The sequence below is a fragment of the Halococcus qingdaonensis genome, assembly GCF_024508235.1.
GTDB lineage: Archaea > Halobacteriota > Halobacteria > Halobacteriales > Halococcaceae > Halococcus > Halococcus qingdaonensis.
The window spans coordinates 2,044,987-2,062,045 of the sequence record NZ_CP101943.1 but is presented as its reverse complement, the minus strand read 5'-3'; the positions used below and the strand labels follow the sequence as shown (position 1 = coordinate 2,062,045).

The 17,059-nt window shown below is 64.4% G+C and carries 13 protein-coding genes; 3 read left to right on the top strand and 10 right to left on the bottom strand.

What is annotated here, in order from left to right; translation table 11 throughout:
* Positions 1 to 90: 90 nt before the first annotated feature.
* Together NO363_RS10585 and NO363_RS10580 are read left to right on the top strand one after the other, a co-directional pair.
* Positions 91 to 303: a DUF5684 domain-containing protein gene (locus NO363_RS10585; protein ID WP_256684974.1), complete on the top strand. Its 213-nt coding sequence runs from the start codon at positions 91 to 93 to the stop codon at positions 301 to 303.
* 74 nt (positions 304 to 377) lie between these two features.
* On the top strand, positions 378 to 3,146 hold the full coding sequence (locus NO363_RS10580) for an AAA domain-containing protein (protein ID WP_256684973.1): 2,769 nt from the start codon (positions 378 to 380) through the stop codon (positions 3,144 to 3,146).
* Between the two features lie 2 nt (positions 3,147 to 3,148).
* Here the strand turns inward: NO363_RS10580 and NO363_RS10575 are convergent, their stop codons facing one another.
* Complete coding sequence (locus tag NO363_RS10575; protein WP_256684971.1) at positions 3,149 to 4,534, bottom strand: WD40/YVTN/BNR-like repeat-containing protein; 1,386 nt, start codon at positions 4,532 to 4,534, stop codon at positions 3,149 to 3,151.
* 188 nt (positions 4,535 to 4,722) lie between these two features.
* Between NO363_RS10575 and NO363_RS10570 the strand changes: the two genes are divergently transcribed.
* On the top strand, positions 4,723 to 5,475 hold the full coding sequence (locus NO363_RS10570) for an MBL fold metallo-hydrolase (protein WP_256684969.1): 753 nt from the start codon (positions 4,723 to 4,725) through the stop codon (positions 5,473 to 5,475).
* A 9-nt stretch (positions 5,476 to 5,484) separates the two neighbouring features.
* Here the strand turns inward: NO363_RS10570 and NO363_RS10565 are convergent, their stop codons facing one another.
* From NO363_RS10565 to NO363_RS10525, 9 genes are all read right to left on the bottom strand, one after another.
* Positions 5,485 to 6,555, bottom strand: a complete 1,071-nt coding sequence (locus NO363_RS10565; RefSeq protein WP_256684967.1) for an mRNA surveillance protein pelota — start codon at positions 6,553 to 6,555, stop codon at positions 5,485 to 5,487.
* 44 nt (positions 6,556 to 6,599) lie between these two features.
* Entirely contained in the window at positions 6,600 to 8,687 is a 2,088-nt protein-coding gene (rqcH, locus tag NO363_RS10560; RefSeq protein WP_256684965.1) for a ribosome rescue protein RqcH, read from the bottom strand.
* Between the two features lie 36 nt (positions 8,688 to 8,723).
* Entirely contained in the window at positions 8,724 to 9,740 is a 1,017-nt protein-coding gene (locus NO363_RS10555) for an NAD(P)/FAD-dependent oxidoreductase (protein ID WP_256684963.1), read from the bottom strand.
* Between the two features lie 279 nt (positions 9,741 to 10,019).
* A complete protein-coding gene (locus NO363_RS10550) occupies positions 10,020 to 11,669 on the bottom strand; it encodes a tRNA uridine(34) 5-carboxymethylaminomethyl modification radical SAM/GNAT enzyme Elp3 (protein ID WP_256684962.1) in 1,650 nt (549 codons plus the stop codon).
* Positions 11,670 to 11,720: 51 nt separating this feature from the next.
* Positions 11,721 to 13,799, bottom strand: a complete 2,079-nt coding sequence (locus NO363_RS10545) for an OB-fold nucleic acid binding domain-containing protein (RefSeq protein WP_256684960.1) — start codon at positions 13,797 to 13,799, stop codon at positions 11,721 to 11,723.
* A 151-nt stretch (positions 13,800 to 13,950) separates the two neighbouring features.
* Complete coding sequence (locus tag NO363_RS10540) at positions 13,951 to 14,217, bottom strand: hypothetical protein (protein WP_007739517.1); 267 nt, start codon at positions 14,215 to 14,217, stop codon at positions 13,951 to 13,953.
* 285 nt (positions 14,218 to 14,502) lie between these two features.
* Positions 14,503 to 14,814 carry a hypothetical protein gene (locus NO363_RS10535; protein ID WP_256687962.1) on the bottom strand — a complete coding sequence of 104 codons (312 nt, stop codon included), beginning with the start codon at positions 14,812 to 14,814 and terminating at the stop codon, positions 14,503 to 14,505.
* Positions 14,815 to 14,971: 157 nt separating this feature from the next.
* Positions 14,972 to 15,319, bottom strand: a complete 348-nt coding sequence (locus tag NO363_RS10530; protein WP_256684956.1) for a hypothetical protein — start codon at positions 15,317 to 15,319, stop codon at positions 14,972 to 14,974.
* Between the two features lie 53 nt (positions 15,320 to 15,372).
* Positions 15,373 to 16,971: a hypothetical protein gene (locus NO363_RS10525; RefSeq protein WP_256684954.1), complete on the bottom strand. Its 1,599-nt coding sequence runs from the start codon at positions 16,969 to 16,971 to the stop codon at positions 15,373 to 15,375.
* Between the last annotated feature and the right edge of the window lie 88 nt (positions 16,972 to 17,059).

Genomic DNA, 17,059 nt, shown 5'->3' with positions numbered 1-17,059 from the left:
CCGACGTTGTCTAGCGATTAAACACGGCCCTTCCAGCGGGCCGGTCAGCCGGGGTGGGCTGCAATCATTCCGATATACAACCTGTACGTCATGCTCAAGATCGGCGGCAACGCGTGGTGGTGGCTGCTGATAATCCTCTTCGTTCCGATCGTGAACCTCTACGGCATGTACAAGATGTTCGCCGGTGTCTCGCGAGCGTTCGGCCACGGGGTCGGGTTCGCTCTCGGACTGTGGTTTCTGAACTTCATCTTCTGGCCACTGCTCGGGTTCGGCGACGACGAGTACCGTGGTACCCCACAGTAGCACCCAGGGAACAGCATCCACTGACGATTTCGATGACCGATAGCGTTTTTCACCAGCCGACCCTGTTTTAGCGTGTGACCGAACTGCGGGGATCGCTCGTCGAGGTGGGCGAGGTGACGTCGGTGAGCACCGACTACGGCGAGCGCGATTGCGCGGAGCTCACGCTCAGGCCCGACGACGGACGGGCCGCCCCCGTGACGCTCACGCTGTGGGGCAAGTGGACCGAAACCGTCGACTACGCCGAAGAAGGCATGGAGCTGCTCGCTGTCGACGTCGAGGAGGACGAATATCGGGGCGAGATCCAGTATTCGACGACCGGCGATTCCAGAATCGTCGTCGAACCCGACTACCTCGTGAACGTGACCGACGTGCGATCCTGGGTCCAGTGTCCCCGGATGCACTACCTCAACAAACTCTCCGGTGTGCCGCTCAACTACCCGGTGATCAAGGGGACGATCGTCCACGAGGTCTTCTCTGATCTGCTCCGCGGCGGCGACGTCGAGACGGCGATCGACGAGCGTGTCGCCGAGGCGGGTCTCGATCTCGGACTGCTCGACCGCGACGCCGACGAAGTCAGGGCGGACGTGGCCGACCACGCTCGCGCCATCGACGGCTGGCTCCGACAGGGCACCCTCGATGGTGGAGACGAGTGGCGATCCGAACGGACGCTGATCTCGGAACGGTACGGCCTGAAGGGGCGAGCCGACGCCGTGCGCCGCGGCGCGCCGGTCGAGCTTAAGACGGGAAAGAACACGAATAGCGAACCACGCTTTCAGGACAAGGTGCAGGTCGCCTGTTACGCACTTCTCCTCGATGAGATGGGTGAACCACCCGACACCGGGACGCTGATCTACACGAAAAACGCCGCCCTCGACAGGAGCGAAACGGATGGTGATCTCTCGCCGGCGAAGGATTTCTCGCTGTCCGACGGGCTGTTGGAGTACGTCCTCAGACAGCGCAACGAACTCGCCGCGATGGGCGTCGACAAAACCGTGCCGACGGGCTACGAGGCCAACGCGACCTGCAACTACTGCTTCGAGCAGGACACCTGCATGGTGATCTCCGGTCGGCTCGACCAGGAGTCGAAGGCCGGAGGGATCGGCGAGCCGCTCCCCGCGGAAGAGCGGGCCTATTTCGAACGGTTCTACCGGGCCATCGAGGACGAGCGCCGAGCGGTCCACCGGGAGTACGCGAAGCTCTGGACCCAGAGCGCCGAAGAGCGCGCCGCCGCCGACCGGGCGCTCGTCGACCTCGAACCGATAGGGGAGACGGAAGTCGACGGTCGGTGGGAACTCCGCGCGCGCTGTGACGACCCGGTGTCGAAGATCCGCGAGGGCGACGTCGTTCTCGCGAGCGACGGCCACCCCGTACGAGGGACCGCCGAGATGGCTCGCGTGATCGAACTGGGCGAGGAGGTCGTCGTCGAAACTGACGAACCCGTCGAGCTCCGCCGGCTCGACGTCTATCCCTCCGAGATGGGTGTGGATGGAATGCTCACGGCGCTGCACGACGCGGTGCTCGCCGGCGATCTCACCCAGAAGGACGTGCTCTTCGACCGGCGCGAGCCGACATTTCGGGAAATCGACGAGACGTTCATCGACAACAACCCCGCTCAGGATCGGGCCGTACGCATGGCGGTCGGGGCCGACGACTGCGCGCTGATCCACGGGCCGCCCGGCACCGGCAAGACCTACACGATCGCCCGGGCGATCCGAGCGCTGGTCGATCGTGGCGAGCGCGTGCTCCTGTCGGCCTTCACCAACCGTGCGGTCGACAACGCGCTCGAAGCGCTCGAGGAACAGGGGTTCACCGAGTTCGTCCGCGTGGGAACCGAGAGCGGCGTGCGCGAGGACATGCAGGACCATCGGCTCGAATCGCGCGGCGACCCCGAAGCGCGGGCGCGCGAGCTCAGCGAGGCCCCGGTCGTGGCAGCGACGACCGCGAGTTGTGGTTCGCGCGTATTGCGCGAGACGGAATTCGACGTGGCGCTCGTCGACGAAGCTGGCCAGCTCACCGAGCCGGCGACGCTCGCCGCGCTCGCGCTCGCCGACCGGTTCGTCCTCGTCGGTGATCACCAGCAGCTCCCGCCGGTGGTGCAGTCGGCCGACACCGAGCAGGCAACCGAATCCGAACCGACGACCCCGACCGCTGCACGATCGGACGGCGGGCACGCTGACGTCCAGCAATCGATCGAGCCGTCGCCGAGCGGCGGTGGCGGGCGGGCGGCCGACCTCTCGCGATCGCTGTTCGAGCGACTGGCCGCCGAGCATCCGGACGCGTCGGTGCTGCTCGACACCCAGTACCGGATGGCCCAGCGGATCCAGGCCTACTCCTCTCAGGAATTCTACGACGGCGCGCTCCGGCCGGCGAGCGGGGCGGTCGCCGCCCAGCACGTCACCGACCTTCCAACTGTGGATGCCGACGCGCTCCCCGACCTCCTCCGGAAACGGGTCGCGTTCGTCGATCCCGACGGCACGGCGCAGGGGAACACGAACCCCGCGGAGGTGACGGCGGTCGCGGAGCTCGTCGAGCGAGCCGTCGAAGCGGACGTCCCGCGCGAGGAGATCGGCGTCATCGCGCCGTTTCGCGCGCAGGCGGCAGCCATCCGCCGAGAAGTACCCGACGTCGCCGTCGACACCGTCGATCGGTTCCAGGGCTCGGCGAAGGAGGTTATCATCGTCTCGTTCGTCGCGACTGGCGACCTCGATTCACCGATCTTCGAGGATCACCGACGGGTGAACGTCGCACTCACGCGCGCGAAGAAGGCGCTCGTGCTCGTCGGCGACGAGAACGCACTTTCCTCGGACGAACGCTACGCGCGGATGGTCGACTGGGCGAAATAGGGCTATCGCTCGACGATCGTTCCCTCGGCACCGACCGCGACGGCTCGTTGATCTCCGACCGCGATCCCCCGTAAATCCGCAGCAACCGGTGTCTCGACCGATTCCCAGTCCCCGTTTGCGCGTTCGTACATCGCACCGCCGTCGCCGGCCGCGAACCCCGCTTCGTCGTCGATGGCGATCGCCGAGAGCGCCGCCTCGCCCGGCCGACGTCGGGTCCAGACCGCGCCGTCGTGGCGGAACAGCGAGCCGTCGTCGGCCGTGACGAGCGTTTCGGCGGCGTTGGCGGCGATATCGATGAAGGCGGCGTTCGCGTCCTCGATACCGATCCGCTCGAACGATTCGCCGCCGTCGGTCGTCTCGTAGACCGACTGGTTGGTGTCACAGAGATGGCCACGGTCGCCGTCGACGAACGCGATCGACGAGATGCTCGACCCGCTCCCTGGTTTTTCGATGTCCTCCCACGAGACCGTACCGCCTTCGTAGCTGCCGCGGAGGAGTTCGCCCGAGCCGTTGACCAGGTAGAGCCGCTCGCCGCCCAATTCGCCCGTCACGGCGACGTCCTCCCAGGTGCTGGTCTGATCCTTCGGTGCGGAGTGGTCGGTCAGCGTTCCGTCAGCGTAGCGCCCGAGCACGCCGCTGTCGCCGGCGAACCAGATGGCTTCACCGTCGTCGGTCGCGTCCACGCCGCGCAGCACGTTCCCGTTCGCCGTCGGGCCGTCGTCGAGCGCCACCGTCCACTCGTCCTCGTCGCGGGCGAGCACGATTCCGCCCTCGCCGACCGCGTACGCGCTCTCGTGAGTCGCAACGACGTCGAGCAGCGATCGGTCGGTCGGCGTGTCACTCTCTGTCCAGTCCGGTTCGGCCGATTCGTCACCGTCGCGATCGTTGCCGTCGCGCTCACTGTCGTCGCTCCCGGATGCGGATTCGTCGGCCCCGTCGTCGATGCGCTCCTCGCCATCGTGTTCGTCGGTTGCGGACGCCGCACCCGAGGTATCGAGAGCGGACGAATCGTCGGTCGTTCGACGCTCGGCCGTCGCATCGGCCTGGGAACGATCGACTCGTCCATCCCTGGGGTCGTGATCGTCGTCGCTGTCGCTACTGTCGCGTGTTTCGCCGGTGCTCGCCTCGCTTCGGTCCGCACCGTGGTCCGTTGGTACATCCTCGTCGACCACCGACGGGACCCTCTCGCCTTCGTTCGTGAGATAGAGAAACAGCGGCGGGAGGACGTAGACGGCGATCGCCAGGAGGATGAACGACCGATTGCCGGTGAAACTGGCCCAGAGTCCGATGGCGGTGAGCGCGGCCGCGCTCGCGGCGTGGACGCCCGAGCGGGCGTACTGGCGGTAGTACGCGAAGAAGCCGCTCCCGCCGGCCGAGGAGTCTGCCATCGCCGAGCGTGGGGCGGTAGCGCTCATGAGCCTTCGGCTTGATACTGTCGATCGGATGTCTCAGAACCATTCTATCGCGATCGAGGCCCGACGGTCGATTCGATCCTCGCGATGCGCGGTTCTCCGATCGACGGCACGAACCGACGCGCCAGCGAGCGTCTTTTCCGCGCTGCCGCCGCCCATCCACCATGCGAGTGACTTTCCTCGGAACCGGCGCGGCGATGCCGAGCGGCCGGCGTGCGCAGACCGGACTGCTGCTCGACGCCGACGGTGATTCCCTACTCGTCGACTGCGGCAGCGGCGTCCTCAACGCGCTCGCACGGACCGACGCGGGCTACGAGGGCGTTTCGACGGTTCTCCTGAGCCACCACCATCTCGACCACGTGGCCGACCTCCTTCCCCTGATGAAAGCCCGCTGGCTCGCCGGCGCAGAGCATCTGGAAGTCGTCGGCCCGCAGGGCACCAAGGCCCTGCTCGACGGCCTGCTTGACGTCCACGAGTACATGGACGGGCGCATCGATCTCCGAGTGCGCGAGATCGGCGCGGAATCGTTCTCGGTCGCCGGGTTCGACATCGACGCCAAGGAGACCCGCCACTCGATGGACTGTCTCGCCTATCGGTTCACGCATGGGGAAGGACCGACGTTCACCTTCAGCGCCGACAGCGAGGCGTTCGAGGGTCTTGCGAATTTCGCCGACGGATCGGCCGTACTGGCCCACGACTGCTCGTTTCCCGACGAGGTCGACGTCTCGAGCCACCCGACGCCGAGCCAGCTTGGCGAAACGCTCGCCGATTCGGGAACCGACGTCGGACGGCTCTATCTCACCCATCTCTACCCCCACACCGAGGGTCGCCACGAGGAGATGCTCGAATCGATCGGCGAGCGCTACGACGGCGACGTCAGGTTCGCTCGTGATGGACTGACGGTCGAGATCGAGTAATTCATCGAATCACTCCAGGCGATAACGCAACAGCGCCGCGATCCCGCCGAGTGAGCCCAATTGATCGCCGGGCGCGAATTCGCTCGAAAAGACGGTGACGGAACCGCCCTGCTGTTCGACCCGTTCGATGATCTCGTTCACGTCGACATCCCACTCGCCATCGTCGGTGCGTTCTTCGCGCAGGCGCTCGTCGAGCACGAGCAGCTCCTCCACGGCCCCGAACTCGGTGGCCTCGGCGACCTTCTCGATGCCGTAGGTGGCCTCCGCATCCTGCCCGATGCGGGCGGTGAGTTCGTCGATCTTCCCGGCCTCCTCGGCGATGCGAGTCTCGGCCTGGACCTCCTCGACCGCACCGCGCTTGAGCACCTCGTGAACGCCGCGATCGCCGATGGCGCTCGTGTCGACGGTCGCTCCGAGTTTGTCCAGCAGCTCGGGTGCGTTCCGCTCGATATACTTCTTGGCGTCCTCCTTGGTGAATCCCGGTCCGGCGAGCAAGACCGCATCGACGTCGAGGTGTGAGAGCGCGCTCGCGAGCTCGGCGAACAGTTCGGAGCGCTCGCGGGCGTACTCGCCCTTTCCGGTGGGGCCAGTGAAAGAAGCGTACTCCTCGGCCCCGTACTGGGCGACGGTGTGGATCGAGGCCGCACCCTCCTCGACGGTGGCGATCGCCACGTCGGCGTTCTCGGTCGCCTCGACGGCCTCTTCGATGCGCTCGCGCTGGTCGGGCTGCCATATCTTCTCGATCTCGACCTCCGCGCGCTCCTCGACGTTGAGCGTGTGGTGATGGCCGATCTGGTCCTCGCGCGAGGCCGACTCGATCGTGCCCGATACGCGGAGTCGGTTGGCGAACTTGTGGAACTCGCTGTCCTCCACGCTGATCGTGACCGACATCGGCTCGCGTTCGCCGCCGGTGTCGCGCATCCGATCGTCGTCGCGCTGGATGCGCCGGGTGGTCTCGCCCGAGACGAGATCGCCGGGTTCGAGCACGTAGGAGAGATGCCAGAGATCGTCGAGACTCTCGGGAACGAGCGTCCAGCGCTCGCGCTCGCCCTCGAGTCGCGTGCGGCCGTTGATCTGCATATCACGACTGGGTGGGCGAGCAGTAAGTGCGCTGTCGTTGTGGCTCAGTCGACGATCCGGCTCCCGCCCGGTGGCAGGAACTCCGCGATCAGGTCCGGGCTGGCGACCTTGCGAACGAACGAGGTGTCCTCGAATCGCTCGCGGAACTCCCGGTACAGTCGTTTCGCGGCGTCGTTCTGTGCGTACTGGCCCGGCTCGACTTCGATCGCGGTCTCCGTCCGATCGGCGATGGCCGATGGCGGTCCGCCGATCACGCGCGTCTCGGGCTCGCAGGTGATGCCGACCGCGACGCCGACGGCGGTGTCCCGGAAGTAGGTACGGTCGCCGCGGATGGCGAACCCACCCTTTTCGAGATACTCGCCGCTCTCGGGCGTCTTCGAGACCTGGTCCGGCTCGGCCATGTAGGCGTCGCCGGCGAAGCGCCCGTTCTTCCAGACCGTCGAGTACGAAACGGCGAACCGGGCGGCCTCCTCCAGGCTTCGGTCGGGCAGGTCGATCTCGCGGGTCGGCTCGCTCGGACCGGTGGCCTTCAGGATCGTCACCGGCCCGCCTTGGACCTGCGTGTGGAAGAAGCGATCGCCGCGATCGAGGTATTTCTTCACCAGATCCTCGTTCTGATCGGCGTTGCGCCCGCCGATCACCAGATAGCCGTCGCTCGTGTGGAACCAGCGGAACCGTTCGTACCACTGCTCGTCCGTGCGGACGGGAATCGATCTTCGAGAGAGCCAGTCGATGTCTTCGCTCTCCTCGTCGGGCTCGTTATCGACGTCGCCGGCCTCCCACTCGTCACGCTGGCGCTCGATCGCTTCGAGCTCTTCGCGCGTCTCGGCGACAGCCTCCTCGGCACCCTCCTTCTTCTCGACGACGCGCTTTGCCTCGCGGTAGAGCCGATCGGCGTTCTGTTCGACGCCCTCCTCTGGGTCGAGCTCCACGTCACGGTCGTCGATTTCGACGGTGACGGTGCCCTCGCTCGGCTCGATGCCCGTCACGGCCTCGGCGGCCGCGATCCCGCGCTCCTCGCCCTCGGCGAACCGCTCCTCGATGGCCTCCCAGCCGATGCCTTCCTCGCGCGCGTTCCTGACCGTGATGAGGATCTCGTCGACGAGCTCGTAGTTCGCGTAGAGCGATTCGGCCGTTTCGCGCTCGCGGTCGGCCTGCTCCTCGAACTCCTCGATGGCACCCTCCTGCTGGTCGATGATGCGCTGCTGGCGCTCGATCTGCTCCTCGAAATCGGGGCGCTCGCGCCCGCCGCTCTCCTCGTCCTCCGTGGTGTCGAGCTCGACGAAGTACGCGTCGAGCGCCGCCGTGAACGAGTCGAACTCCTCGCTATCCAACTCGGCGCGCTCGTCGAGCGGAAAGGGCGTGACGTCGACCGGTTCGCCGTCGTCGCGGTAGATACGGGGAGCGAAATCACCGCTCGACAGCTGTTCCGACAGTCCAGTGAGTGCGTCGTAGAGCGCCTCGAAATCGGTTTCATCGGCCTCTTCGATGGCCAGCTCCTTCTCGACGTCCGCGCGGGTACAGAGCTCCTCGCCGTAGAGCCCGCCGAAGTTGAGCTGGGTAGCGAGCGTGCGCACGAGATCGGTGTTCGACTCATCCATTCGGGCGGCAAAGCCGTCGTAGTCGACCGCGAGCGGGTCGAAACGTGCCGAGGGGAACTCGTACTGTGCGCCTGGGGCCACGGTCCGGGACTGGAGGCGGACGGTGTTGAGACAGTCGACCACCTCGCCGGTCGCGTCGAGAACGGCGACGTTTCCCTCGCCGAACAGCTCGGCGACGACCTTCGTGTTTCGATCCCCACGCTCGAACTCGAAGGTGAGCACACGATCGAAGCCGAACTGCGAGACGCCGGCGAAATCCGCGCCCGAGAGCCGGTTTCTGAGCATCTTCGCGAACCCGGGCGGACGACCCGGCGCGTCGGGGACGTGCTCGGGCGAGACGACGTGTGCGCGCTTGGTCTCGCCGACCTCGATCAGCAGTTCGACCCGGCCACGATCGAAGTCCCTGAGCTTGAGGCGCAGCAGATCGTCGCCGTAGAGATAGGCCTTGTCGAGCTTCGCGCCGGCGTACGTCCCGAGCTCGGTGACGAGGGCCGCGAGGTCGACGCTGGTGAGCTCGCGCTTCGGATCCATACCCGTTCTGTGTACGGGTGCCGAAAAGAGGTGTCGTTACGCGCGCTCTCGGATGCGATCGCCGGCATCGAGGCCGCTGTCGAGCGCGAGATGGATCCGCCCCTCGCCCGCGACCCAATCGCCGGCGAAGAAGAGCCCGTCCGCCTCGGCGCGGGCGAGCAGCTCCGTATCGACGCCGTCGTCGGGCTGAGCGAGCCGCCAGCCCTTGCTGTCGACCCAGTCCGGGGCGGCGAGGCGCTCGTCGTCGAACAGTTCCGCGACCGAGTCGGCCGCTGTGGCCGCGATCTCGTCGGTGGGTTCGCTGTAACGCTCGGCCGACCAGCCGGGTGCCAGCTGGACGATCAGAAGCGACTCACCCTCTGGCACGTGGCCCGGCTTGCACTCCTCGCGCGAGAGCCAGCCGATCTCGTGCTCACCGTCGGTGTTCACGAGCGCGTAGTACGGCCGATCGAGCGCGAACGGGTAGTGCAACACGGCGGTGACGGTCGTCCGGTACGGCACCGCATTCATCGTTCCGACGAGTTGCTCACGGAGCTCGTCCTCCCATCCCGCACTCGCCAGCAGCTCCGCCGTCTGCGGGGCGGGCGGCGTACACACCAGTGCGTCGAACTCGCCACAGTCGTCACCGGCCACGTTTTCGAGCCGCCAGCCGTTCGTCCGTTCGATCCCGCCGATGCGGGTGTCCGTCTCGATCGTCGCGTCGGTGCGCTCGAACAGCCGGTGGGGCAGCTGCTCGATGCCGTCGCGGTAGGTCCACTTTCGCTCGTCGCTGTCGTGGCCCTCACTGATCTCGTTCGCGCCGTCGAACGTCCAGACCGGCGTGTCGATATCGACCAATCCCGACGCGTCGAGTTCCGGAAGGAGATCGTCGGCGCTTCCTTCGTCCTTGCAGTAGTTCGCGCCGTAATCGTACCGACAGCCGTGCCGTCGCCGGGTCGCGGTCCGGCCGCCGATCGACGACGCCTTCTCGAAAACCGTCACGTCCGCCGTGTCGTTGAGCGCGTACGCCGCTCCCGCGCCGGCGACGCCGGCACCGACGATGGCGACGTTCATCGCGGCCCCTCCCGTCGCGAGCAGTTCTGAGTCATCGACTGCGCTACGGACTCCGGACGCTAAACGAGATCGGGTCACAATGGTTTCAGAACGTCGACCGGATGGGGCCATGAACCCCCGAACCGGCTCCGCACCCCACGAGTGGGTCCGTCCGTGGCATCACCTGCGGCGTCCCCGTCCCCACTCGCACACCCCTCCTACATAAATCAACTGGCCGGTTCGGGGGTTTCAGCGATCCAAACCCCCGTTTTCGGCAACTCGAATGAATCTGATAGCGGTTTACAATCGCTTCGAGACGTACGGGCCGTCCTGGTGATAGCCCCGATTGCGGTAGTACTCGCGTGCGCCGATCCCGCTGATGACGCTCAGTTTGTCGAAGCCGGCGTCGGCGGCCATCCGCTCGGCGTGGTCAAGCAGTTTCCCGCCGTAGCCCCTGTGTTGCCAGTCGGCGCTCTCGTCGCCGACCTGGACCATCGGGCCGTAGACGTGGAGTTCGCGGACGATGGCCGCGTTTTCGAGCTCGCGGCGCACGGGGTCGTTCAGGAAGCGCAGCCGACAGAATCCCACCAGCAGGTCGCGGTCGGGGTCCTCGTAGCTGATGAACTGCTCGGTGCCGCCGCCCGATTCGTAGGTCAGCACGTCGCGCTCGACGTTCTCGGGCGGTTCCTCGTTCATTCCGACCTCGCGGCAGCGGATGCAGTCACAGTCCCAGCCGTGTTCGTCCATGCGCTGGCGCGCGAGCTGGCGGAGGTTCGACTTCCAGACGCCCGCATCGATGAAGTCCGCCGGGATGTCGCGCTGGACGCGTTGGAGACGGACGTACTTGGGTATCATCGACTTGATCTCGGCGACCAGTTCGGCGGCCGTCTCGTTGTCGAGCGGCTCGAACTCCTCGTTTCGCCACATGTCGTAGGTCGCCGTCCCGCGCACGACCAGCATTGGGTAGATCTTGAGATAGTCCGGCCGCCACTCGCTCTCCTCGAACAGCCGGCGGAAGTCCTCGATACACATCTCCCGCGTCATCCCGGGCTGGCCGGGCATCATGTGAAAGCCCACCTTGAACCCTGCGTCCCGCAGCCGGCGGTTCGCGTTCACGGAGGCCTGTGTGCCGTGCCCGCGATGCATCGCGCGATTGATTTCATCATACGTGGTCTGCACGCCGACCTCGACTTTCGTCCCGCCGAGATCGAGCATGCGGTCGATCTGCTCGGGGTCACACCAGTCGGGTTTCGTCTCGAAGGTCGTCCCGATGTTGCGAACCCGCGCCGTCTCGTTGTCGGCGATCACGTCTTCCAGATAGCGAAAGTCGTACTCGTCGGGCTCCTGTGCGAAGCTCTCGCTCTCGGAGGGAGTCGGCTCGGCGTCGGGATCGAACTCGTTGAGCGCCTGGAGCGCCCGCTTGACGAACCACTCTTGGTAGTCGTGGCTCCGGGCGGTCATCGTCCCGCCCATCACGATTAGCTCGACCTTGTCCACTGGGTGCCCGATCTCGCGCAGTTGATTGAGTCGAAGCGTGACTTGGCCGTAGGGATCGTAGTCGTTCTGGACGCCGCGCGCGGCGGCCGGCTCGTGGCCCGTGTAGCTCTGCGAACTCGAAAACTCGGAGCCGGGACCGCCCGGACAGTAGAGACACTTCCCGTGCGGGCACATGTGCGGGCTGGTCATGATCGCCACCGGCGAGACGCCCGAGGCCGTTCTGACGGGCTTTCGCTGCAGCACTTTCTCCAGCTCCTCGCGGCGGCCCTCCGGCGCGTGATCCATGATCTCGGAGTTCTTCGGGACTTTCGGCGCGGAATGGGTCGAACAGGCCTCGAGTTTCGCCGCCTCGACTTTGCCGCGTTCGATCTCGCCGTCGAGAATCCGCTCGATAAGCGTCTCGCAGGTCCGCTCGAATGCCTCCGTCTCGGTCGGCGGAATCTCGGTACTCATCGCACTCGTGAAAACCAGTCGCGTCGCGTGAATAAGGCTGTTGTTGCCGACCTACGACCGTTCGGCGACCGCTTCGATCGCCGCCTCGCGGACGGCCTCGCGCTCGCCGACCAGGAAGGTCAGCCTGTCGTCGCCGGCCGCGCCGACCGACACGTCCGCGTCGGGCGCGCCGTCGGCGACGTCCGTGGCGACGGCGTCGAGATCGAGGGCGTCGACGTGCCGGACGAGCAGTTCGTCCTCGCCGATCCCCAGCAGCACCGGTGCGTCGTCGCGGGTTCGGCGGTGGAGTTCGTCACAGAGCAGTCCCGTCGGCGGGAAGTCGTAGCGGTGGGTGAACGCGTCCGTATCGAGCACGCTTACAACTGTTCCGTCGACCTCGTGCTGTTCGAGATGCGCCCGTGCGGTATCGAGCGCCGTGTCGAGCTTCTCGCGGAACTGGGTCGCCAGCCGCGTCGCGAGCGACTCACGCCCGTCGAACAGCAGGTCGGCGACGAGTTCGCGCTTGTCCTCGTAGGCCTGGTAGTTCGCGACGAGCGCGACCGACTGCCGGAGATCGCGTGTCCGGTCGGCGTCGTACTCCATCTCGCTGGCGAGATCGGCGTACGCCGCGGGCGTCTCCTCCCAGAAACTCACCGCCGGTAGGTGTTCGAGATCGTCGCGCACGTCGGGATCGACGTGGACGGCGACTGTCGCCGCGATCGCGGTCGCGGTCGTCCCCGCAGTGTCGACGAACGCCTCGGCCGTCTCGCCGTTGGTGGCCCCGTCGGAAACGACGGCTCGATCGGCGTCGTACACCGAGAGCAGTTCCAGCCCGTCCTTCGAGGCCCCGGTCCCGCCGACGCCACAGAAGACGAACAGCGGGAACTTCTCGTCGTGGCGCTCGTTGGCGTCGAGCATCTTCGTCACGTCGCGGGTCGCCGAGTTCATGTCGTAGACGCCCTCGCCGAGCGGTCGGCGGTCGAAGTAGTGGTACTCGGCGTCGCGCTGGGCGTGCTCGTCGCGCACGAGGGGCAGCGTCGCCCGCTCGATGGCGCTGGCGGCGACGTAGCCGTCGGCACTGGCGTCGTGACGGACGATGACGGGTCGTGAATCCAGCACGGCGCGCCGGATCAGCCCCGCGAGATCGCGGATCTCGTCGAGGCGATCGTCGACCGCTTCATCCTCAGCGAGCGGTGCGACCGCCTCGGGCTGGGCCTGCTCGGCGAGTGCCTCCTCCATCCGGTCCTCGACGGCCTCGCGCTCCTCGTCGTCCAGCACGGCGAGCCCGGACGCCTCGACCTGGATCTCCTCGCGATGGCGCTCGACGCGCCCTTCGATGGCGACGACCGCACCCTGTTCGACGTCGGGGTACGCGCGGACGCCGGCCTCCTCGAAGGCCGCGCAGTCGACCGTGCCGCTCTCGTCGTGAAGCGTGAAGACGGTCGGGCCGCCGGTCTGGCGCACCGAGGCGACCGTACCCTCGACGCGCACCTCGTCGCCGACGCGCGATTCCAGTTCGTCGATGGCGACGCGCTCGCGCTCCTCGTCGGGTTCGGCGAGCGTCGCGCCACCGTCGTCGGCCGTCGATGCGGCGCTCGTCCCGGTTGCTCTCTCGGTGCTCGTGTCGGTTTCCGACTCGCTCGCACCGTCGATGTCGACCGTCGCCGAGCTCTCGTCCGTCTGTGGCTCGTCGGTCGTCACTGCGCTCTCGTCGGCGTCGGTCGCCGGACGTCCGGCGACCGCGCGCTCATTTGGGTCTGGGGCCTCCGCGTCGTCCGGGAGTTCGTCACCCTCGGGCGTGTCGACGAGGCTGCCGCGGAACTCGCGGTCGGCCTGACGGATCGACCACGTGAGATCGACGTTGCCGTTGTCATGGACGTCCGTGACCTGGACGTAGACCGTGTCGCCCGAGTCCCAGTCGAGGCTCTCCAGACGGCTGTCGAGCTCGCTGCGGTGGAGCAGACCGGTGACGCTGTCGCCGATGTCGATGAACACGCCAAACTCGGCGAAGCCGTCCACCGAGCCACGGTAGAAACGCCCGGGCGTGAGTTGGTTCGCGTGCGATCCCTCGAATTCGAAAACGACGTCCTCCTCGTGACTCTCGCAGATGTAGCCATCCGTGGAGGTGCCGCAGATGATACAGCTACCCATTGGCTCAACGTACGGCCGGGCACTAAAACGGTTGTCGAAACGCGGCGCGCACGCACCGTCGGGATCAACGCTTCGGCGAGACAGCATCGACAGATCGGCCCGGTCGGCGCACGCGGGAGGTGTGTGGGCTGTGCGGAGCGGTAACGGAACGTCAGTCCTCGAAGACCCGACTGTCCGCTTCGAGGGCTTCGATATCGTCCGCGATCCGTTTGGCCTCCTTGGGAAAGAGCGCCACCTGGACCTCGTTGCCTTCGTCGTCCTCGAAGACGAACTTCACGCGTTTGTCGCCGAACTCGCGTGCCTCGGCACTCGTCACGTCGAACAGTTTCGCGGTGGCGGACTTGTTCGATGGACCGACGTTCTTTAACGCGCCGTCTTTCAGTTCGACCATGAACGACGCGATATCGAGGTTGAGCATACTGGTGTGTGGCGGAGCCAGCAGTTAACCATTGTTCTCGGCAACCTGAGCTATGGAACGATCAACTGTCTGGTTGGGTTGACAGTCGCTCACATATCGATGCATGGTTTCCGTTTGCTGGTTTGCGTGACTGCTGGACTTTGCAGTAGTTATCAGCCATGCTGTACCAATCGATGACTGTACTTGTCCGTGAGCCCCACTTCCACACGGCGTTGATGGTTTCGGGCGAAAACGTGTTTCGGCGGGTCTTGACCTTCGTTAGACTGCAGTTGCATCGTTTGTATATTAGTCCTTATATTGTTCTGCGAGTTCTTCAACAGTCTCCATTTTTCTCGGATGGTATTTTTCTGTCAGAATTGTATTGGGGATAATCATCAAAATCACTCGTTGAAAACCCAAAAAATATACTAAAATACCATGAGAATACATGAGTTTCCCTGAATAGTAGATGAATGCACCCACAGCATATGTGACGATTCCGGCCACCTGTGCGGGGGTCTGCGGACCGCGCCGAACGCGGTCAACTGGCTGATCGGCGAACATCGGGTCGATACCGATGAGTATCGGTTGAACGATATCCTGAAAGATGAACCACATCACTACGACGAGTATCGCTACTTCAATGTATCCTCTAAGTTCCATTGTAACGATTTCTTTTCTTGCTGTCGATTTTCACACAGAATTAATAAATTCGTCCTTGTTGATTACTTATAAGGATATCTTCACGGAAATTAATTGACAAACACAATTTCAATCACCATTCATCAAGATCGAGATCACCCGGGACAAACCATCCAGGGATATATCTGTTTGGAATCAGAGCGGAGATCGGGATGAATAATAATACATGGAGTCCACCTATGTATTCATTAATCCCATGGGAGTATATGAGTCTAGTAGAATAATAAATAAATATTCCTACAACAAATGTGACAATCCCGGCCACCTGCGCAGGAGTCTGTGGACCGCGCCGGATGCGGTTAACGGGCTGGTCGGCGAACATCGGATCGATACTAATGAGTATTGGCTGGACACCCCACTGGAATACGAACCACATCACTACAACGAGTACGATTCCTTCGATATATCCTTTGAGCTTCATTTTCTTTGTCTATGATGGTCCCTTTAATCTTGACAATTCGACCGTATCGTCCTTCACTGGGTTGGGAGATTATTACATGCTTGTTTATTTTCTTCCTTTCTGTCTTCGAGTGATGCTTGTACGCTGCAGTAGTCGTTTGCCATACTGTACCAGTCTGTGCTTTCTTGTCCTCGCGATCCCCACTTATATACGTCCTTGATGAACTCGGGAGATCTACCAGATTTTCGAAGATTTTCGACCCATTTGAGGCTGTAGCCATTCTCAACGTACCACACGACATCCTCGGCAGGTACGTCCATGTTCCTGAGCCGACTGACTCGCTTGAAGTTGGTACTCTCGGGACTGAGTTTCAACCCGCTCTCGGAAGCTTCTGCCATCATCTCGAGATTTCCGTCTTTGGAGAACTCCGTGATTTGCTCCACGGTGAAGCCGTCCTTTTTCAGCGTGCTCGCCGCCCCGTCGGTGGTAACGTCGAGTGCCTTCTTCACGATCGAGTTCGGCATGTACGGCCCGACGTGGTTGACGATCAACTGTCCGAGTGTTTTGAGATCTCCGGCCATTTCCCCACCAAAGCTCTTCTTCCAGTCCTTGAGGTGTCGTATCGCCAGTTGTCCCTCGGTCAGTTTTGCGAGACCGGGAATAGCTCCGGCTGCGCTGAGCGCTGCAGTACCCAGTTTGCCGTTCGCGGCGTCTTGGACGGCGTCACGCGCATCCGCGACGCTGCCCAACGTCGGAACGAACGATCCGGCAATCTGGCCGAGGATGTAGAACACGGAGTTCGCCGAATCCACTGGATGCATCCCGTCCCGCATCCCCGTTTGGCCGAAGAATGCCCCCTTTATCGCTGTCTTTGCGTCTTCTAGGGAAAGATCGGCCAAGAACTCGGGAATCTCGAACGTGTGGCCCGCGATCTCCACCGTGTGAGGTTGCTCCCCCGACGAGCCATCGTTGTTGGAATCCGTCCTCGCATCGCCGCTGTTTCCGTTCTCACTAGTGTCACTTCTATCGTTGTTACTGGTAACTGTCTCCTCGTCACCGGACCACCCGTTACCGGCGTTTTCAATCCGGTCGTTGCTGCCGTTGTCGCTCCTGACTCCACCATTGCCGGTATCGCTGTTCACGTTCTCGATGGAGTTGGCTTGCGACTTCTCGCCGGTAGCAGTGCGAACTTCGACCGACTGAAGCAGGTTCTTGCCGGGCTCGACACCGCGGGAGTCGATGACCAGTCCGACGTGCAGTGACTGCCCGCCAGGCCGAAGCGTGACCGCCCGACTCTCGCTTTCGATGGGATTGCCATCGGGTCCGACGAAGGTCACGGCCTTGCTGCCACCGTCGAACCAGACGCTCACGGGCTGTGCCCCTTTGTTCAAGGTCGTGAAGACGTTCTGGAAGGCGGTTCGACTGCCGGGATTGACGCCGCGGCTGCCTTCGCCCATTCGAACCTGCAGCGCACCGTCGGATCCGTAGGAGGCGAACTGCCCGTTGGGTCCCTCGGACGTTTCGAATGCGAGGAACGCGGAGGCGTCGCCAGCGACGGTCACGTCCGCCGATCGCTCGGCGGACGTGGAGGTGAACGCGCCCGTCGCGTAGACGGCGGCGAGCACCACCGCCAGTGCCAGCACTACAGTGCCAAGCTTGCGAGCAGCTCTCACGCTCGACCTCCAGCACGGAGCAGTGGCTCGATCCGCGGGCGTTCGGTCGTGGACGGGGACGTTCTCGACATCGAGCTGACGATCGATC